The 19,784-nt window shown below is 64.0% G+C and carries 18 protein-coding genes, 1 pseudogene and 2 riboswitches; of the genes and pseudogenes, 18 read left to right on the plus strand and 1 reads right to left on the minus strand.

From position 1 onward, the window contains the following. From B1A78_RS06465 to B1A78_RS06550, 18 genes and pseudogenes are all read left to right on the plus strand, one after another. A pseudogene (locus B1A78_RS06465) lies at positions 1-268 on the plus strand (cell division protein FtsQ); the annotation flags it as partial. Positions 269-272: 4 nt separating this feature from the next. Continuing rightward, complete coding sequence (gene ftsA, locus B1A78_RS06470; protein WP_077146159.1) at positions 273-1,529, plus strand: cell division protein FtsA; 1,257 nt, start codon at positions 273-275, stop codon at positions 1,527-1,529. Between the two features lie 150 nt (positions 1,530-1,679). Further along, positions 1,680-3,134, plus strand: a complete 1,455-nt coding sequence (ftsZ, locus tag B1A78_RS06475) for a cell division protein FtsZ (RefSeq protein WP_077146160.1) — start codon at positions 1,680-1,682, stop codon at positions 3,132-3,134. Positions 3,135-3,210: 76 nt separating this feature from the next. Then, the gene (locus B1A78_RS06480; protein WP_256837502.1) at positions 3,211-5,097 is read left to right on the plus strand and encodes a tetratricopeptide repeat protein; all 1,887 of its coding nucleotides are present in this window, start codon (positions 3,211-3,213) and stop codon (positions 5,095-5,097) included. After that, a complete protein-coding gene (locus B1A78_RS06485; RefSeq protein ID WP_077146161.1) occupies positions 5,094-6,266 on the plus strand; it encodes a deoxyguanosinetriphosphate triphosphohydrolase in 1,173 nt (390 codons plus the stop codon). Before B1A78_RS06480 ends, B1A78_RS06485 begins: the two co-directional genes overlap by 4 nt. Before the next feature lie 175 nt (positions 6,267-6,441). Then, a complete protein-coding gene (locus tag B1A78_RS06490; RefSeq protein ID WP_077146162.1) occupies positions 6,442-7,101 on the plus strand; it encodes an NAD(P)H-binding protein in 660 nt (219 codons plus the stop codon). Between the two features lie 57 nt (positions 7,102-7,158). Beyond that, positions 7,159-7,258: riboswitch (glycine riboswitch) on the plus strand. Next, positions 7,259-7,365, plus strand: a riboswitch (glycine riboswitch). 54 nt (positions 7,366-7,419) lie between these two features. After that, a complete protein-coding gene (gcvT, locus tag B1A78_RS06495) occupies positions 7,420-8,562 on the plus strand; it encodes a glycine cleavage system aminomethyltransferase GcvT (RefSeq protein WP_077146191.1) in 1,143 nt (380 codons plus the stop codon). 3 nt (positions 8,563-8,565) lie between these two features. Then, positions 8,566-8,937: a glycine cleavage system protein GcvH gene (gene gcvH, locus B1A78_RS06500; RefSeq protein WP_077146163.1), complete on the plus strand. Its 372-nt coding sequence runs from the start codon at positions 8,566-8,568 to the stop codon at positions 8,935-8,937. Between the two features lie 118 nt (positions 8,938-9,055). Beyond that, positions 9,056-10,414 (plus strand): aminomethyl-transferring glycine dehydrogenase subunit GcvPA, encoded by a 1,359-nt coding sequence (gene gcvPA, locus B1A78_RS06505; RefSeq protein ID WP_077146164.1) that lies wholly within the window; start codon positions 9,056-9,058, stop codon positions 10,412-10,414. Further along, positions 10,411-12,051, plus strand: coding sequence for an aminomethyl-transferring glycine dehydrogenase subunit GcvPB (gene gcvPB, locus B1A78_RS06510; protein ID WP_077146165.1), 1,641 nt, complete (start codon positions 10,411-10,413; stop codon positions 12,049-12,051). Before gcvPA ends, gcvPB begins: the two co-directional genes overlap by 4 nt. Continuing rightward, positions 12,048-12,386: a hypothetical protein gene (locus B1A78_RS06515; RefSeq protein ID WP_077146166.1), complete on the plus strand. Its 339-nt coding sequence runs from the start codon at positions 12,048-12,050 to the stop codon at positions 12,384-12,386. Before gcvPB ends, B1A78_RS06515 begins: the two co-directional genes overlap by 4 nt. 38 nt (positions 12,387-12,424) lie before the next feature. Next, the gene (locus tag B1A78_RS06520) at positions 12,425-13,078 is read left to right on the plus strand and encodes a TMEM175 family protein (RefSeq protein ID WP_077146167.1); all 654 of its coding nucleotides are present in this window, start codon (positions 12,425-12,427) and stop codon (positions 13,076-13,078) included. After that, positions 13,075-13,527, plus strand: coding sequence for an ABA4-like family protein (locus B1A78_RS06525; RefSeq protein ID WP_077146168.1), 453 nt, complete (start codon positions 13,075-13,077; stop codon positions 13,525-13,527). Before B1A78_RS06520 ends, B1A78_RS06525 begins: the two co-directional genes overlap by 4 nt. Further along, on the plus strand, positions 13,524-14,159 hold the full coding sequence (locus B1A78_RS06530; RefSeq protein ID WP_077146169.1) for a DUF938 domain-containing protein: 636 nt from the start codon (positions 13,524-13,526) through the stop codon (positions 14,157-14,159). Before B1A78_RS06525 ends, B1A78_RS06530 begins: the two co-directional genes overlap by 4 nt. A gap of 341 nt (positions 14,160-14,500) precedes the next feature. Continuing rightward, the gene (locus B1A78_RS06535; protein ID WP_077146170.1) at positions 14,501-15,322 is read left to right on the plus strand and encodes a sulfotransferase domain-containing protein; all 822 of its coding nucleotides are present in this window, start codon (positions 14,501-14,503) and stop codon (positions 15,320-15,322) included. 155 nt (positions 15,323-15,477) lie between these two features. Beyond that, complete coding sequence (locus B1A78_RS06540; RefSeq protein WP_077146192.1) at positions 15,478-16,137, plus strand: class I SAM-dependent methyltransferase; 660 nt, start codon at positions 15,478-15,480, stop codon at positions 16,135-16,137. After that, positions 16,137-17,555 carry a lipopolysaccharide biosynthesis protein gene (locus B1A78_RS06545; RefSeq protein ID WP_077146171.1) on the plus strand — a complete coding sequence of 473 codons (1,419 nt, stop codon included), beginning with the start codon at positions 16,137-16,139 and terminating at the stop codon, positions 17,553-17,555. The genes B1A78_RS06540 and B1A78_RS06545 overlap by 1 nt, the downstream gene beginning before the upstream one ends. A gap of 100 nt (positions 17,556-17,655) precedes the next feature. Then, positions 17,656-18,453, plus strand: a complete 798-nt coding sequence (locus B1A78_RS06550) for a hypothetical protein (protein WP_077146172.1) — start codon at positions 17,656-17,658, stop codon at positions 18,451-18,453. Between the two features lie 164 nt (positions 18,454-18,617). Here the strand turns inward: B1A78_RS06550 and B1A78_RS06555 are convergent, their stop codons facing one another. After that, positions 18,618-19,463, minus strand: coding sequence for an FkbM family methyltransferase (locus tag B1A78_RS06555; protein WP_077146173.1), 846 nt, complete (start codon positions 19,461-19,463; stop codon positions 18,618-18,620). Positions 19,464-19,784: the final 321 nt, after the last annotated feature.

Genomic DNA, 19,784 nt, shown 5'->3' on the forward strand with positions numbered 1-19,784 from the left:
CCGCCGCTGGGACCTGCGTTTCCGCAGCGGCGAAACGCTGTCGCTGCCCGAAGGCGAGGAGGCCGCGAAGAAGGCGCTCGCGAAGTTCGCGCATATGGACGGCGCCAACCGGTTGCTCGGGCGCGGTATCCTGCGTTTCGACATGCGCGACCCCGACCGTTTCGTGCTACGCTTGCCGCACGAAGGCCAGGTCGCGCCCGCCAAGCTCGAAGGCGCGCGCGCCGCCGCCGACGCGCTGGCCGCCGCGACCGCGGCCGAAGAAGGGTAAGGCCATGGCGCCGCCGCGCATCGAGAAGATCATCACCGCGCTCGACGTCGGGTCGTGGAAGGTCTGTGCCTTGATTGCGGGGCAGACCGCCGATGGCGCGCTGCATGTGCTCGGGACCGGCCAGCGCGAGAGTCGCGGCGTCCAACGTGGCTATGTCGCCGACATGGAACAGACCGAGCATGTCGTGCGCGAGGCGATCGAACAGGCCGAGCGCATCGCCGGGCTGAACATCGACGATGTCTGGGTCGCCTTTTCGGCGGGCAGCCTCTTGAGCGACGTCGCGCCGATCGAGAGCGAACTCGGCGGGCACCGCATCGAGCAGGAAGATGTCGACGACCTGCTTGCCGCGGGCCGCGCCGGTATCGATCCCGAAGGCCGCATGATCCTCCATGCCCAGCCCGCGCTCTACACGCTCGACGGCCTCAACGGGGTCAAGAACCCGATCGGCCTTCACGCCGACCGTCTCGGCGTCGACATCCACATCATCATGGCCGACGGCGCCCCGGTGCGGAACCTCGAGGCCGCGGTCCGCCAGGCGCATCTCGACGTCAACGCCGTCGTGGCGTCGCCGATCGCCGCGGGCCTGTCATGCCTCTCCGACGAGGAACGCGACCTCGGCGTCGCGCTCGTCGAACTCGGTGCAGCGGTGACCACCGTCTCGCTCTACGCCGGCGGCATGCTCGTCGAAATGATGTCCTTGCCCTTCGGCGCCAGCGATATCACCGACGACATCGCCTCGGCCTTCGGCATCCGCCGCAGCCAGGCGCAGCGGCTGCAGAGCTTCTATGGCTCGGCCTCGGCGTCCCCGCGCGACAATAACGAGATCATCGAGCTCGACCCCGGCGCGCCGGCGGGCGCGGAATCGCCGCGCATCACCCGCGCCCAGCTTGTTACCGTGATCCGCCAGCGCCTCGACGCGATGATGGGAGAGATCGGCAGGACGTTGAAAGACCTGCATTTCGTCGGTCCGATCGGGCGCCAAGTGGTTCTCGTTGGCGGCGGTGCGGACCTGAAAGGCATCGCCGACTATACGCAAAGCGCACTCGGCCGCGCGGCGCGGGTCGGGCGCCCCAAGGGCTTGCTCGGGCTGCCCGAGGCGCATTCGGGGCCGGCTTTCGCGACGCTCGCGGGGCTGGTTCTTTACGCCGCATCGGACCCGGTCGACCTCCGCGACCTGCCGATGATGTCGCAGGATGTCTATCGGCCGCGCAGTACCGGAATAATCAATCGGCTGATGGCCGCGTTAAAAAGCAGTTTCTAGCGACGAGATGGTCGAAAGGGTTAATTTTTTGAGTGATTCCGGCGTCACAATAGTGCAATGCGTTGACAGATATCGGGGCGGCGGGACCACCGCCCATGGGTCGCACGGTGAGGAAGCGGCAAGGGTTCGCCGCTGCAGGGAGATTAGTTGATGAGCATCAATATTGGCCCGCCGCAGGTCGATGAGCTGAAACCGCGCATCGCCGTGATCGGCGTCGGTGGCGCGGGGGGCAATGCCATCGCCAACATGATTGCCGCGAAGGTCGAAGGCGTCGATTTCATCGTCGCCAACACCGACGCGCAGGCGCTCAACGCGTCGCCCGCCGAACGGCGGATCCAGCTCGGCGCGCAGATCACGCAGGGTCTCGGCGCGGGCTCGCGGCCCGAGGTCGGGCGCGCGGCGGCCGAGGAAACCATCTCGCAGGTCGAAGACGCGCTGCAGGGCGCGCATATGTGCTTCGTTGCGGCGGGCATGGGCGGCGGCACCGGTACCGGTGCGGCTCCCGTCATCGCCAAGGCGGCGCGCGACCGCGGCATCCTGACCGTGGGCGTGGTGACCAAGCCCTTCATGTTCGAAGGTGCGCGGCGCATGCGCTCGGCCGAGGCCGGCATCGCCGAGTTGCAGGATCATGTCGATACGCTGATCGTCATTCCGAACCAGAATCTCTTCCTTGTCGCCAACCCCAACACGACCTTCAAAGAAGCCTTCACCATGGCTGACGAAGTGTTGCAGCAGGGCGTGCGCGGCATCACCGACCTGATGGTCATGCCCGGCCTGATCAACCTCGACTTCGCCGACGTGCGCAGCGTGATGCGCGAAATGGGCAAGGCGATGATGGGCACCGGCGAAGCCGAAGGCGATGGCCGCGCGCTCGAAGCTGCGCAGAAGGCGATCGCCAACCCGCTGCTCGACGGCGTGTCGATGGCCGGCGCCAAGGGCGTCATCGTGTCGATCGTCGGTGGCGAAGACATGCGCCTGATGGAAGTCGACGAAGCCGCGAACCATATTCGCGAGCTGGTCGATCCCGACGCGAACATCATCTGGGGCAGCGCCTTCAACGAATCGCTGCAGGGCAAGATCCGCGTGTCCGTCGTCGCCACGGGCATCGACGGCACCGGCGAAGCTGCCCCCGCACCCGCCGCGACGCGCAGCTTCTCCTTCGCCCCGGCGCGCAGCGCCGCGCCGGCCGCGCCGGTCGCGGCTCCGATCGTCGAAGAACCGGTCGAGGAAAGCGTGTTCGAGGCGCCGGTCGCCGACGTCGATCCGGCGCCGGGCTTCTCGCTCGGCGACAGCGCCCCGGCCGAACCCGCGGCGATCGCGGAAGAGGAACCGATGGAGCTGTCGAACGTCGCGGCGACCTATGACGACACGGCCGACGAACTCGTCCTTGGCGAACCCGCCGCAGCGGCGCCGGCCTATCAGCCCGCTCCGCCGGCCGACCCGGCTCCGGCCGAAGAGGCGCCGTCGCGCGCTATCGGTGGCGGCACGCTGTTCGAACGGATGTCACGCTTGTCGCGCGGCGCGACGCCGGCTGAGGGTGATGACGAAGGCAAGGAAGACGGGGTCGACATCCCGCGCTTCCTGAACCGCCAGAACAACCAGTAACGGGGCGATCATACCGCCGCCGTTTTCAGGGCAGGGCGGCGCGGGAATCGGGATGAATTTGCCCATGCGGCGATCCATGAAGTCGGCCAGGCCGGGACGCGCGACGCATCATGCGCTCGCGCTTTCCGCGCTGTTGCTTGCGGCGCTGCCGATGGCTGGGGTGCAGGCGCAGGTCACGCCTCCCGACGCCGCGACGCGCGCCGCGATGGACAAGCGCACCGCGGCGAGGACCTTGCTGTCGTCGGCGCTTGCCCGCATCGCGGCGAACAGCAACGACGGACCGGCGCTGCTCGACGCCGGACGTGCCTCGATCGAGCTTGAAGATTATCGCGCCGCGCTCGGCTTCCTGACCCGTGCCGAGCAGGCCAATCCGCGCGACGGCGCGGTCAAGGCTGCGCTCGGATCGGCGATGGTCCATATGGAAAATCCGACCCGCGCGCTCGACTATTTCGGCGAGGCGCAACTGCTCGGTGCGCCCGAGCGAATCTTCCTTGCCGACCGCGGGCTTGCGCGTGATTTGCTCGGACAGCAGGATGCGGCGCAGCGCGATTACCAGCTCGCGCTGTCGCTCGCGCCCAACGACGAAACCGTGCGCCGCTATGCGCTGTCGCTCGGCATCGCGGGAGAGGCGGATCGCGGGGTGCAGCTGCTCTCGGGACAGCTGCGCGCGCAGGATCGCGGCGCCTGGCGGATGCGCGCGATGATCCTCGCGATCAATGGCCGCAACGGCGAGGCGACTGAAATCGTCAACGCGACGATGCCGCCGCAGCTCGCGCAGAACATCCTGCCCTATCTCACCCAGATGGACCGGCTGAACCCGGCGCAGCAGGCCGCCGCCGCGCATTTCGGGCGTTTTCCGTCGGGCAATCTCGGCCCGCCGCGCAAGCCGGTGCAGGTCGCCGCGGCGACCCCGCCGCCCGCCGCGACGCCGCCCGCGACCAAGCCGGCGGCCAAACCCGAGCGCCGCCCAAGCGAGCGCGACCGTGCGCGCGGCACGCTGACCCCGGCGACCGCCACCCCGCCGCCGGTGACTGTGCGCCGCCAGCCCGAACCCGCCGCGACCCCGCCGCGCCAGGCGACGACCGTCGCAGTAGCGAGCGCGACCCCGGTGCGGCCAGCGCCCACGCCAACGCCGACCCCGGCGCCGCGTCCCACGCCGCCGGCTGCAAGCCCGCCGGCGAGTGTTGCCGCAACCTCGACACCGCCTGCGGCGATCGCGTCGTCCGCAGCCCCGAATCCCTCCGCCGCGCCGGCGCCGATCGGCGTCGCGGTGCGCGACGGCGGCCCCGTCGGCCCGGGCTTCTCGATCTCCGACATTGGCCAGCCCTCGACGGTAACGCCCGCGCCGGCGCCATCGTCCTCGCCCGCCGCGACGACGCCGCAATCCGTCGCGGTTGCTGCCGCCGACGCGCCGCCGCCGACCTCGGCGGTCGCGGCGTCGCCGACCTTTGCGCCGACCCCAGCCGCGCCGCTCGCCTCGCTCGCCGAAATCGTCGGCTCGCTCGAAATCCCGGCCGAGGAGATGGCGGCGTCGAGCGATGCGGTCGATGCCGCGACGCTCGCGAAACTGCGCGAAGACAAGCGCAAGGCCGAGGCGGCCGCCGAAGCCAAGCGCGTCAAGGACGATGCGGCGGCGAAAGCCAAGGCGGAGGCCGATGCGAAGGCCAAGGCCGAAGCGGCTGAAAAGAAGGCCAATCCCGCGCGGCTCTGGGTCCAGATCGCGACCGGCGCCAACGCCAAGGCGCTCGCGCTCGACTATGGCAAATTCGCCAAGAAGAATGCGGCCTTGTTCAAGGGCAAGTCGGGCGGCAGCACCGAATGGGGGCGCACACGCCGCCTGCTCGTCGGCCCCTTCCCGAACAAGAAGGCCGCCGACACCTGGCTCGCCGATTACAAGAAGGCGGGCGGCGACGGCTTCCTGTTCAACAGCGACGCCGGCCAGGAAGTCGACCCGGTCAAATGAGTGTCGCCGATTGCGCCAGCGATCCGGCGCAAAGTCGCGGGCGCCGCCACGAAGAGGTCGGGCGCGTCGTGCGCGGTCCGCGCGACGCCTTCCAGCGCGACCGCGACCGCATCATCCATTCGATCGCCTTCCGCCGCCTGCGCCACAAGACGCAGGTGTTCGTGGCGCCCGATCTCGACCATTATCGCGTCCGCCTGACCCACAGCATCGAGGTGGCGCAGATCGGCCGCGGCATCGCGCGCGCGCTCGGGCTCAACGAGGATCTGACCGAGGCGCTCTGCCTTGCGCACGACATCGGCCATCCGCCCTTCGGCCATGCGGGCGAGGATGCGCTGAAGGCGGCGATGAAGGAGCATGGCGGGTTCGACCATAATGGCCACACGCTGCGCACGCTCGCGCGCCTCGAATGCCCTTATCCGCTGTTCGACGGGCTCAACCTGACTTGGGAAACGCTCGAAGGGCTCGCCAAGCATAATGGCCCGGTCAAATATCCGGGCTGGGCGCTCGCCGATATCGACGCGAATTTTCCGCTCGACCTCAAGAGCTATGCCAGCCTCGAGGCGCAGGTCGCGGCGGTCGCCGACGACATCGCCTATGATAATCACGACATCGACGACGGGCTGCGCGCCGGGCTGCTCAGCCTCGACCAGCTGATGGAACAGCCCTTCGTCGCCGCCAATTTCGCCGCGGTCGAGGAGCGTTTCCCCGGCGCGCCGCGCGATCGCTTGCTGCGCGAACTGGTGCGCGACCAGATCGGCGTGATGGTCAACGACGTCATCGCCACGACCAGGGCGAATGTCGCCGATGCCGGCGTCGGCAATGTCGCCGAGGTTCGCGCGGCAGGCCGCATGCTCGGCGGCTTTTCGGCCGGGCTCGCGCGGCAGGAACGCGACCTCAAGCGCTTCATGTACGCCAATCTCTACCACCACCCCGAACAGCTCGCCGCGGCCGAGGCGGCGCAGCATGTCATCGCGCGACTGTTCGCCGCCTATGCCGACCATCCACGCCTGATGGGCGCCGACTGGTCGGCGCGCGTGCCCGGTGAGGAATGCGCGACGACGCGCCACATCGGCGATTATATCGCAGGCATGACCGACCGCTTCGCGATCGACCGTTTTGCCGAAATCTTCGGGCGCGATCAGGTGCCGGCTGCGCTCGCCCACGCCTGACGAAAAGCAAATTTTCGTCGCCGAGCGGTTCGTCGATAAATAATGCACGGCTGCTGTCCTTTCTTTACACCTTCGGCTTGAGTAGTTCAGGCAAGCGTTTCGAACGGGATCTGCACCTGTTCGTGCGAATGCTAGAAAGCGCCGAATGCGGCGCGTCCGGTTGAAGGAGCGTCGCATGTCGGAGTCGGGGCGAGGGACATTGCTCATCGGGGCGACCGGGATGATCGGCGGCGCGGTGATCGCGCATGCCGGCGCCCTGCCGCTCACCATCCTCGCGCGCCGCGAACTCGAAGATCTCCCCGAGCAGCATGCGCTGCTCGTCGCGCCGCCCGAGCGCTGGGCCGACGTCATCGCGGTCGAGCGGCCGCGTGTCCTCGTCTCCTGCCTTGGCACGACGATCCGGCAGGCGGGGTCGCAGGCGGCGTTCCGCGCCGTCGATCACGACCTGATTCTCTCGGCGGCGCGCGGCGCGCGCATGGCGGGGGCGAGCCAGATGATCGTCGTCAGTTCGGTCGGCGCGTCGGCAAAGAGCCGCAATTTCTATCTCAAGACCAAGGGCGAGACCGAAGATTGCCTCCGCGCGCTCGGTTTCGAACGGCTCGATATCCTGCGCCCCGGCTTGCTGATGGGCGAGCGCCCGGGGCCGCAGCGGCTAGGCGAGGGGATTGCCGCGATGGCGGCGCCGATCACCGATGCGCTGCTTCACGGCTCGCTGCGCCGCTACCGCTCGATTCCGGGCGAAACGGTCGCGCGCGCGATCGTCGCGCTCGCCGGAAATCCGCAGCCCGGCGTGCGGATTCATGAAAATGACGCCATGCGGCGGCTCGCCGATTGACTCTGCGATAGGGCGCCGCCAAGGCTCGGGCGTCTGTCGGATCGCGCAAGGGATTCGACCGGCCGCGCGGGAGAGCGCGGGGCGGGGTAACCCGGCCTCGCCACCGAAGGAGCAACCGCCCCGGAAACTCTCAGGTCAAGCGGACCGCGCAGGCTGGAACGGACACTCTGGAAAGCGTTCCGGCTGTTTATCGCCGGAACCACCGAAGGGGTAACCTCGCTTCGCGGGGGAAAACTCTCAGGTTCCCGTGACAGAGGGGGCATGGTCGAAACCGCGGCGCCCCGCCGTGCGTTCGCCGTGCAACCGCGGGAGACTGACATGACCGAAATTGAACAGACGGGCGAGGAAGCGGTGGAAACCGAGACCCTCCCGCTCGACGCCTGGCACCGCGCGAAGGGTGGCCGCATGGTCGAATTCGCCGGTTACTGGATGCCGATCCAATATGAAGGCATCATGGCCGAGCACCTGTGGACCCGCGAAAATGCCGGCCTGTTCGACGTCAGCCACATGGGCCAGCTCCATCTCTCGGGCGAAGGGCTCGACGACGCGCTCGAAGCGGTGCTGCCGGGCGATGTGAAGAGCCTCGCGGTCGGACGCATGCGCTATTCGCTGCTGCTCGCCGAAGATGGCGGCATTCTCGACGACCTGATGCTCAGCCGCTGGCCCGACGGCATCTATATGGTCGTCAACGGCGCGGTGAAGTGGGAAGATATCGGGCATCTGCGCGAGGAACTGCCCGACGCGATCACGATCAACCATTTCGAGGACCGCGCGTTGCTCGCGCTGCAGGGCCCCAAGGCGTTCGACGCGCTGAAGCGCCACACCACCGGCAAATGGCCGCTTGACGCGCTCGTCTTCATGACCGGCGGCCCCTTCCAGATCGGCGGCATCGACGCATGGATCAGCCGCTCGGGCTATACCGGTGAGGACGGGTTCGAAATCTCGGTCGACGCCGACAAGGTGCAAGAGGTCGCCGACCTGCTCTGTGGCGAGCTCGAGGTGAAGCCGATCGGCCTCGGCGCGCGCGACAGCCTGCGCCTCGAAGCCGGCTTGCCGCTCTATGGCCACGACCTCGACCCGACGATCGACCCGATCGAGGGCGACCTCGGCTTCGCGATCCAGAAGCGCCGCCGCGAAGAAGGCGGCTTTCCCGGCGCCGCGCGCATCCTCGGCCATTATGCCAACGGAAGCCCGCGCAAGCGCGTCGGCCTCACTATCGACGGCAAGCTGCCGGTGCGTGAAGGCGCCAAGCTGTTCGACGGCGAGCGCGAGATCGGCGTCGTGACGTCGGGCGGTTTCGCTCCCAGCGTCGGCGCGCCGATCGCCATGGGTTATGTACCGCGCGATCATGCCGCCCCCGGCACCGCGATCGCCGCCGAAGTCCGCGGAAAGCGCGTGCCCTGCACCGTCACCGCGATGCCGTTCGTTCCACACCGCTATGTCCGCAAACAGGGAGGCTGACCGATGCCGCGTTATTATACCGAAGAGCATGAATGGATCGACGTCGACGGCGACATCGCGACGGTCGGCATCACCGACTTCGCGCAGGGCCAGCTCGGCGACATCGTCTTCGTCGAAGTTCCCGACACCGGCGCCGAACTCAGCCAGGGCGGCGACGCCGCGGTGGTCGAATCGGTGAAGGCGGCCAGCGACGTCTATGCTCCGGTCGATGGCACCGTGACCGAAGGCAATGGTGCGCTCGAGGAAGACCCCGCGCTCGTCAATTCGGATCCCGAAGGCGAAGGCTGGTTCTTCCGCATGGCGCTGAGCGACAAGAGCCAGCTCGACGGGCTGATGAACGCGGCCGCGTACAAGGCTTTCTGCGACGATCTGTAAGTCAGGTTCCCCTCCCGCCTGCGGGAGGGGTTAGGGGAGGGCCTGTCAGGGGACGCGCCTTCCTTCGAACAATCCCTCCCCCGACCCCTCCCGCAAGCGGGAGGGGGGAGAATCGACAATGCGTTACCTCCCGCTCACCGCCGACGACCGTTCGGCCATGCTCGCCACCATCGGCGCCGCGACGATCGACGATCTCTTCGTCGACGTCCCCGCCGAAGCCCGGCTCGATGGCCCGATCGCCGACCTGCCGAACCACGCGAGCGAGCTCGCGGTCGAGCGCCATATGGGCGCGCTCGCGCGCCGCAACCGCGCGGCGGGCGACGGGCCCTTCTTCCTCGGCGCGGGCGCGTACCGCCACCATGTCCCGGCGAGCGTCGATCACCTGATCCAGCGCGGCGAGTTCCTGACCGCCTACACGCCGTACCAGCCCGAAATCGCGCAGGGCACGCTGCAGATGCTGTTCGAGTTCCAGAGCCAGGTCGCGCGCCTGCTCGGCACCGATGTCGCCAATGCGTCGATGTACGACGGCTCGACCGCCTGCTGGGAAGCGGTCGTGATGGCGCGCCGCATCACCAAGCGTGCCAAGGCGCTCTTTTCGACCGGCGTCCATCCGCATTATCGCAGCGTCGCGCGCACGATGGCGAAATATACGGGCGATATGCTCGTTGAGGCCGACCCCGAACTGGTTCCCGTCACCGACTGGGCGGAGCTCGCCGCCGCGGTCGACAAGGAGACGAGCTGCGTCGTCGTCCAATATCCCGATATTCTCGGCCGCATCGACGATATGGCCGCGCTCGCGAGCGCGTGCCAGGCATCGGGCGCACTGCTGATCGCGGTGGTCACCGAACCCGTCGCGCTCGGGCTGATCAGGTCGCCCGGCGAAATGGGCGCCGACATCGTCGTCGGCGAAGGTCAGTCGATCGGCGTCGGCCTGCAGTTCGGCGGTCCGTACGTGGGCCTCTTCGCGTGCAAGGCCAAATATGTCCGCCAGATGCCGGGGCGCCTGTGCGGCGAGACCGTCGATGCCAATGGCAAGCGCGGTTTCGTGCTGACGCTGTCGACGCGCGAACAGCATATCCGCCGCGAGAAGGCGACGAGCAACATCTGCACCAACTCGGGGCTTTGCGCGCTGGCGTTCAGCATCCACATGACGCTGCTCGGCGAAGCGGGGCTGCGCAAGCTCGCGTCGATCAACCATGGCCGCGCGCTTGCGGCCGCCGAGCAATTGGCGAAGGTACCGGGTGTGTCGGTGCTCAACACCGCCTTCTTCAACGAATTCACCCTGCTGCTGCCGACGGCGGCGCGGCCGGTGGTTCACCAGCTTGCCGAGCGCGACATTCTCGGCGGCGTCTCACTCGGCCGGCTCTATCCCGACAACAGCGGCCTCGAAAACGGGCTGATCGTCGCGGTCACCGAAACCTGCACGGCGGAGGACATCGCCGCCTTTGCCGCGGCGCTGAAGGAGGTGCTGGCATGAGCACGCCCAACGCATCCGGCTGGCGCCCCGAAATGAACGCGGGCGGTGCCGACGACAGCACGACCTTCACCGGCAACCGCGCGCTGATGCTCGAAGAGCCGCTGATCTTCGAGATTGGTTCGACCGAAACCACCGGCGTCGACTTCGACGAAGCCGGCGGCCTGCACGCTTCGCTCGGCGGTGTCGTCGAGAGTGAATGGGACGCCGTGTCCGATCGCGTCGATGCGCTGCGCCGCACCGAAACCATCGGTCTGCCCGGACTCAGCGAATCCGAAACGGTGCGCCATTACACGCGTCTCAGCCGCCAGAACTACGCCATCGACCTCGGCCTCTTCCCGCTAGGAAGCTGCACGATGAAGCATAATCCGCGCCTCAACGAAAAGGTCGCGCGGATGCCGGGCTTTGCCGACATCCACCCGCTACAGCCGCAGGAAACGGTGCAGGGCGCGCTTGGCGTCATCAACGAGCTCGCGATGTGGCTGATCAAGCTCACCGGCATGCACGGCGTCGCGATGACGCCGAAAGCCGGCGCGCATGGCGAGCTGTGCGGTATCCTCTGCATCAAGGCGGCGCTCGAGGCGCGCGGCGAGGACCGGCGCGTGCTGCTCGTCCCCGAAAGCGCGCATGGCACCAATCCCGCGACAGCAGCCTTTGCCGGCTTTCGCGTCGAGGACATTCCCGCGACCCCCGAGGGCCGCGTCGATCTCGAGGCGCTCAAGGCGCGGCTCGGTCCCGATGTCGCGGGCGTGATGATCACCAACCCGAACACCTGCGGGCTGTTCGAGCGCGACATGAAGGCAATCTCGGACGCGGTCCATGCCGCGGGCGGTTATGTCTATTGCGACGGCGCGAATTTCAACGCGATCGTTGGCAAGGTGCGTCCGGGCGACCTCGGCGTCGATGCGATGCACATCAACCTGCACAAGACCTTCTCGACCCCGCACGGCGGCGGCGGCCCGGGTTCGGGTCCGGTCGTGCTGTCGGAGGCGCTCGCGCCCTATGGCCCGATCCCCTATGCGGCGCGCTACGCCGACGGGTCGTTCAAGCTGGTCGAAGAGGAAAGCGCGGGCGCAGAGCATCCCGACACCTTCGGCCGCATGACCGCCTTCCACGGCCAGATGGGCATGTTCACCCGCGCGCTCGCTTATATCCTGAGCCATGGCGCCGACGGGCTGAAGCAGGTCGCCGAGGACGCCGTGCTCAACGCCAACTATATCCTGCGCAGCCTCGACGACATCCTCGAGGCGCCGTTCGGCGGTTCGGGGCCGTGCATGCATGAGGCCTTGTTTACGGACAACGGCCTCGCCGAAGGCTTCTCGACGCTCGATATTGCCAAGGGGATCATCGACGAGGGCTATCACCCGATGACGGTCTATTTCCCGCTCGTCGTCCATGGTGCGATGCTGATCGAACCGACCGAGACCGAGAGCAAGGCGGTGCTCGACCAGTTCATCGGGGCGCTGCGCAGCGTCGCGATGCGCGCGAAGAATGGCGATCCCGCGCTGAAGTCGGCGCCGTATTTCGCGCCGCGCGCGCGGCTCGACGAAACGCGCGCGGCGCGCAGCCCGGTCCTCGGCTGGTCCGAACCCGCGGTCGCGCCGGGCGAACCGTCGCTGAGCGAAATCGGCGGCAGTTGACCGAAGAGGGGGATCGCGCCGCGCCGCGCGACGGCGCCGGCTGCCTCGTCACCGGCGCGTCCTTCCTGTTCGTTGCGATCATCGGCTGGATCGCCGCGATCACGCTCTATGGGCTTGTCGTCGAGCAATGGGAGCTGGTTCGCGTGCGCCGCGAGTTCGGCTATGACTGGGCCTTCGTCTATGCTCCGCTGTTCGCGATCGGGGCAGGCGGGGCGGTCGCCTTCTGGGTGTCGGGTCGCGGTTCGAGCGCGCGGCTGACGCTGATGGTCATGCTCGCGGGGCTCGCCGCGCTGCTCGCGGGCCTCGCGCTGTTCGGGCTTGGCGCGGTCATCTAGGACTGGCACACAGGCAGGGGCACGACGGGGAGGGGGCGATGACCAGCGGACAGGATCGGCTCGACGCCTTTACCGATGCGGCCTTTGCCTTTGCGGTGACGTTGATGGTCGCCGGCACCGGCGGCATGGCGCCTGACTTTCGCCAGCTCGAAGCCGCGCTCGCCGGCGCGCCTAGCTTTGTCATCGCCTTCGCGATCATCGCGATGTTCTGGCTCGCGCATGTTCGCGCGCGCCGGCTCGCGGGCGAGGGCGACTGGCGGTTTCTGCTGTTGACGCTCGCGCTCGTCTTCACCGTGCTGCTCTATGTGCACCCGCTGCGCGCGATGGCGTCGAGCTTCGCCGCGTTGCTGACGGGGAGCGCTGACGATTATGACGGCCGTCTCGGTCAGATGTTCGCACTCTATGGCGCGGGCTTTGTCCTGATGTCCCTGATCACCGCCGGGCTGTTCGCCGTCGCCAAGCAGAACCCCGATCTCGATGCACAGGCGCGCCGCGCCGCGCAGGGCCAGGTATTTATCTGGTTGATCCTCGTCGCCACCGGGATCGTGTCGACGATCCTGACCTTCTTTCGCGCGACCATCCCTTTCGCACCGATGATCTATGCGACATTGCCGATCAGCATCGGGCTGTTCGCGCGCCGCTATCGTTGGGTCGAGATCGCCGACCCTGCCGCAACCAAGGATGAGCCATGAGCTGGGACACGCTGTTTTTACTCGCCAATTATTGGGCCTTCGGCGGCTGGATCGCGCTAGCCTTCCTGCCGCGCGGGCCCAAGATATTGGCGTTGATCCTCTATATGGGCGTGTTCCTGCTTAGCCTTGCCTATGCCGTGCTGCTGATCGGATTCCTGACCGGTACGATCGATCAGGGCGGCCCCGGCGGCGGCAGCTTCACGACGCTCGCCGGCGTCATGAAGCTGTTCGCCACACCCGGCGGGACGACCTTGGGCTGGATCCACTATCTCGCCTTCGACCTGTTCACGGGCCTGTGGATCGCGCGCGACGCCGACAACAAGGGGTTCAGTCGCATCGTGCAGTTGCCCTTCCTGTTCCTGACCCTGATGGTCGGGCCGGTCGGTCTGCTCGCCTGGCTGGCCGTTCGCGAACGCCGCGCGCGTGCGAAGGCCAAGGCGCAATCGTGACGCCGCAGCCGTGGCTTCCGGCTGACGGCGATCCGGCCGCGAAGCGCCATGCGCCCGCGACGGCGCGCAACCGCGATGCGATCGCCGCCGTGTTGGCCGACTGGTTGCCGCCGCGTGGCACCGTGCTCGAAGTCGCGAGCGGGTCGGGCGAGCATGTGGTGCATTTCGCCGCCGCCTTCCCGCAGCTCGACTGGCAGCCGAGCGATCCCGATCCGGCGGGGCTGGCATCGATCGCCGCATGGAGCGCCGAAGCCGGCCGCGCCAATGTCGCGCCGCCGCTCGCGCTCGACGCCGCCGCGCGCGTCTGGCCCGTCGGTCGCGCCGATGCGATGCTGTGCATCAACATGGTACATATCAGCCCGTGGGCGGCGACGCTCGGGCTTTTAACCCAAGGCGCAAAGCTTCTCCATAAGGGTGCGCCGCTGATCCTTTACGGCCCTTACTTTCGTAAGGACTACCCAACCGCACCCAGCAATCTGGCATTTGACGAAAGCCTGAAGGCGCGGAATGGCGAGTGGGGCGTAAGGTGGCTGGAGGATGTGACCGAAGTGGCTGAAGCGAAAGGCTTTGCATTGGCGGAGGTCAGGAACATGCCCGCGAACAATCTGATGCTGCTGTATCGGCGGCCCTAATTTTGCGTCGGGAATGGCCGGGTGCCTCGATGTGGTTGAGGTTGAACCGCGCGTCGATGGACGGTCAACGTGCCGTCAACGCGCTGGCACACATGCGAGAATCTGCATCCACGCATAGCCAGAAAAGGCGAGGTGGGCGTGCGGCCGGTTGGCGATGCGAGATGAGCCTGAGAAACAGCCTCGGCAAAGTCTCAGTCCTTGATCTCACCTTGACGGAGCGGAGGCGAGCGGACAGTTAAGCATCAGCCGGGGCCGACGGATAGGGGCCCATCTCAAACGGTTGGAGCGCGTGGTAAGCGACGGAATCTGCCTCGTCGCGCGCGCGAACAGGACCTTAAAGCATGTATCTACCGAATTTGCTCGTTATCGGCGCCATGAAATGCGGGACCAGCAGCCTGCACGATTATCTGTCGCTTCACCCTGACATCTTCATGTCCGAGGAGAAGGAGTTGAATTGGTTTGCGGGGTCAAATTACGGCAAATCCGTCGAGTGGTACATGCGTAACTTTCCGGTCAACTCACCGATCCGTGGTGAGTCGTCGCAAAATTATTCGAAGCGTCACGCCCCCCGTTTCATTGGGGCGCCTGGTCGGATTTGGTCTTTGATTCCTGACGTCAAAATCATCTATCTGGTACGGGATCCGATTGACCGCCTTCTGTCGCATGAAGTGGAAAATTATCACGGCGAATTGCCCGCCGGTAAGGAGCAGGCCGAGCGAATAGAAAATCACGTCCTGACCGGTCTATATTTCTACCAGCTGGAACTTTATCTCGAATATTTTTCCCAGGAGCAGATTCTTGTTGTCGATTCCTACGATCTTCTGAATCGGCGATATGAAACGATGGGCGAGATACACAGGTTTTTGGGTTTGGCGCCGCTCGAAGACATGGGTGCCTATGACTTTGTGACGAACGACAACGCGTCGAACGGTGTCCCCGTCCGTTGGCAAGCCTCCTTGCCCTACAGAGTCGCGCGCCGGGTGCTCCCGTTCGATTTGAACGCCGCTTTAAGCAACCGCAGCATAAGTCGGCGCCTGTTCCCTCGTCTGACAAAGCGCACGCTGTCGCCGGCGGAAGTCGAGAGGTACAAGGAGCGTTTCAGCCCGGACGTCGAGCGGCTTCGAGCCTTGACGGGCAAAGCTTTTGCCTCGTGGCAGGTTTGAATTTCGACCGGATAACGCTGTCGGAAGCGCCGGTGCCGAGCCACAAGATTTGAGATTGTCGCCTCGTTGGTAGCAGGCTAGTGGGGCTATCTCCCCCATCGCACCCCCGCGCGGACGGTGCCGTTTGCCAAGCAGGGTCATCGATGTTGAACAATATGCTTTCCAGGCTGCAATCGATTTTTTCCCAATCCCGGAAGGCTGGCGCGGCGCCGTTTTCGTCGTCGAAATATTGGGAAAACCGATATGTGAAGGGAGGGAACAGCGGGGCCGGTTCCTACGACCGTCTCGCCGATTTCAAGGCCGAGATCATCCGCGACTTTCTGGAAAAGCACGACATTCAATCGGTTGTGGAATTTGGGTGCGGGGACGGGCATCAGCTTTCGAAAATAGAGTATAAGGAATATGTTGGCGTCGACGTGTCGCCGACCATCCTTGAGAGTGTACGGAATTCCTTCGCGCACAAGGAGAATTATTCCTTCGTCCTGATGCAGGACATTTCCAGGGATGCTCGATTTGACCTCTCTCTTTCTCTGGATGTGATTTATCATCTGATAGAAGATGATGTGTTCGATGACTATATGTCCGGGTTATTTGATTCGTCGAAAAACTTCGTCATCATATATTCCAGCAATTCTGATATGGCTTGGCCGAACCGTCACGTGAAGCACCGGTTGTTTTCTGAATGGGTTGAGCGAAATAGAAAAGATTTCGATCTGGTGGACCATATTCCGAATAAATACCCCTATTCGGCTGATGATATCAAAAATACATCCTTCGCCGATTTCTTCTTTTACAAGAAGAATGACAACGGATAATGTTATCCGGATCTTTTCTGTTTGCGTCTCAAATCATTATCGCAATCGGAAATTTCTTTCTATTCCTGATCACTGCTCGGCTTCTAAGTCCTGAGCAGTTCGGCGTGTTCGCGATGGCCATGCCGGTCATCAGCTTCATGTCGATCTTTCGCGACCTGGGACTGAGCCAGGCGCTCGTGCAAGCTGACTCGCTTTCGCCGGAAGAGTTGCGCGGAAGTTTTTCCTTCTTCTTGCTTTGTTCCGTGGTCACCTCCGCGATGTTGCTTCTGCTCGGGGTCGGGGCGGGCTATTTTTATGGCGATCTGCGGCCGACCTTGCTCATATGCGCATCGGCCATTCCGTCCTTCCTAGTGGGGATCAGCCTGCAAAGTTCGGCGATTGCGAACCGAAATCGAATGTTCGCCGACATGGCATTTGCAAGCCTGCTTGCCTTTGGTGCGCAATTCGCATCGACCGTCGCAGCGGCATTGGTATTGGAGAGCTATTGGGCTCTCTGGATCGGCTTTGCGATGAATTCGGTCGTTCAGTCCGGATATTTTCTGATCAAGCTGCGATCAATTTATCGGCCGACGCTCAACCTGTCGCCGGCGCGGCATCTGATCTGGTATAGTTCTCGCGTATTTGCGTCGAATTTCATGAACTTCTTCATCAGGAGCTTTGACAACATCCTCATTGGCCGGGTTTGGGGGCCCTTTCAACTCGGGCTGTACGACCGAAGCTACCGCTTGATGATGATACCGATGGAGTTGCTCAATGCGCCACTCGCCAAGATCATGGTGCCGGTCCTTCGTGACCTGAAATCCGACCAAGAGGCGTTCAGGGCAACATACACGGGCGCAATTGGAGCGGTCACCGTATTAATCGCCCCCGGCATGGCCGTTGCGGGGCTTCTGTCGCACATTGCCGTCACCCTTATCCTGGGCGCGAAATGGGAAGCGGCCGCGGACATATTTTTCTGGCTGTCGCTGGTCGGTATATTCCAGGCCATCTCGAATTCGACCGGATGGCTCTTCATGCTGGCCGGCCGGGTTCAGGAATTGATGAAGTGGACGGCCTTTTCGGTGGTGTTCACGGTTGTCGCTTTCTTCATTGGGGTGAATTGGGGCGCGAAGGGCGTCGCGATCTCATTTTTCGCGAGCGCGAGCCTTCGCATGCCGGTTCTGTTTGCCTATTGCACGCGGGGAACGGCGGTTTTGCGACGGGACCTGTGGGAAATCTTTCTGATGAGCTGGGCCTATTTTGTCGTCGCGTTTGGCGTGACGTCGATCCTGCCCTTTTGGATGGACGGTATCGGGTTGCTCTTGCTGAGCTTCGCGATCGCCTATTCGATCTGTCTTGCGCTCTTTTTACTGACCCCGACTGGGCGGTGGGCGTTGAATTATGTCATGATCAATATTTTCCGGCGCGATCGAACATGAGGGCGCTTCGTACCGATTCGAGACCGCTGGGTCGCCGGACATGAGGACATTGGCGTCTCGCCTCTATCATGGCTGGCGCAGGAAGTGGCGCCGCTCACGCGTGGAGCGTTCGCTGAGGCGTTTCTCCGGCATCCGCGGGACGCGTCACGAGCTGCCCGAGCAGCTTGTCATTTCGCTGACCTCCTACCCGCCTCGCTTCGTAAATCTGTCCAAGACATTGAAGTCGCTGCTGGACCAAGCCGTCCGAGCGGACGTCGTGATCCTTTGGGTGGCCGAAGCAGATTTCCCCTTGTTGCCGGCGGATGTCCTCGCCTTGCGGGACGCGGGGTTGCGGATCGCGACCTGCCCGGACTGGCGGTCGTATAAAAAGATCGTGCCGGCGCTTTCGATGTTTCCGACCTCGATCATCGTTACCGCGGACGACGATGTATTCTATGATCGCCATTGGCTCGACGGATTGGTCAAAGAGCATGAGCGATATCCAGATCATGTAGTCGGATATCGCGCCCATCTGGCTGTCGTCCGGAAAAACGAGCAGGGGTTCGAAAAATACAGCTCTTGGCCCTTCAACATATCCGCGACGGAGGATCAGGGCCGAGAAAAGTTGATATTCCCGACGGGTATGGGCGGTATCCTATATCCGCCAAACTCGCTCCATGCCGAGGTATTTGACGCAAGCCTGTTCATGGACATATGTCGCGATGCGGATGACGTATGGTTGTTCTGGATGGCACGGATGGCTGGGTTCCCGCATCGACGCGTTCCAAGCCGGTTCGAAGAAATCATCTGGGGCGATCCCGAGGATGAATCGCTCGCCGCCAAGAATCTGTTCGGTGGACATAATGACTATCGGATCGCGGCTATGTTCGATCATTTCGGCTTTCCTGAACCGAAGTAGATTGCGTCGGCGGTGAGTTCTGTCCCCTTGCTTTCGCGTGACCTGTCGATGATATGCGAAGGCGTTCGGCGGGCTTACGTCCTGCCGGCATACCTGCATATGCAGGACGTAAGGCCAGATCGACACATCCTGTATTCGATCTACCTGATGCCGGGAATAAATACCTAGCTATTGCTTACTCTTAGGAAACGTTGCGCGATGTTGCGACTGCGTCCGGTCAATTCGATTGCGATGCCTGCTGGTCCTTTTACACGAAGTGGCGGATGAGGCATTGGGACAGGAGGGGCATGATTGTCGTCAATTTGCAATTGCGCTGCAATCTCGATCACCGAGAGGGCGAACTCGGGGGTGGCGATCGTTGGATCGTTCGTCACATAATGATCCGGACCGATATTTGCGATCGGCCCAAACCCAAGCGACTTCAAAAAAACGCCAAGTTCATCGTTCGAGCGGTCATAGGCTTCATATTGAATCACGATCTTTCGTGACCTTAGCAAGTTGCGCGCGCCCTCCAGCGCCTTTAGCTCGTGCCCCTCGATGTCGATCTTCATACACACCGGGAAGCCATCGTCCGCCAAGGCGAGGCTGTCCAACGTTATGGATTCAACGAATATTTCCTGCGTCACTTTGTCCGGATCATGGATCGATGTGCTTATGACGCTGTTTGCACCGGACAGTGCGCTTATGATGCCAAAGTTTACTTTGCCAATTTCACTAGAAACGGCGTTGGGATATACTGAAATTTTTTTCTGAAATCCGTTTAGGTCAATGTTTTTTTTAAGTTCTATTAGCGTTTCTTGGGAAGGTTCGAAAGTCAATACTCGTTCGATCGTCGGAATGCTGGCGACCAATATTCCGTAGATGCCGACGTTAGCCCCGACATCCAAAAATGTCCTTGCTCCAATCTTCTCGACAAGGGCCATCATCAGGAATGGCTGAAGAGGCTCGAACTTCTTTAGGATGGCAAGCCGCCCGCAGGATTTTGGGCTCCATTTGAACCTGCTGTACATAAACACGCCCCATCGCCGTCATAAAATGTCCGCACAGACGGACGGATGAGATCAAGGTTAGGGCGGTTTCTGTTTGTGGTCCAGAGCGCTTTCGCGCTACCATCGGGTGCGCGACCTTCATGTGGCCAAGGACGCGGCAGTCGCCGCAGATTGGACTTCGCCGAACGGCGATGATGTCCACGAACAACCTGACGTAGCACTTTCGTCGCCAGGGCTAGGCGCGGATCGGTTCGAGGGCCCCGATGCCAGTTGCCGCGTATGATCCTCGGGCGTGATGTCCAGCCGTTCGATACGCGGCATGAATTTGCGTTGGCGTGTACG

Source organism: Sphingopyxis sp. KK2, assembly GCF_001990265.1.
In the GTDB taxonomy this organism is placed as follows: Bacteria; Pseudomonadota; Alphaproteobacteria; order Sphingomonadales; family Sphingomonadaceae; genus Sphingopyxis.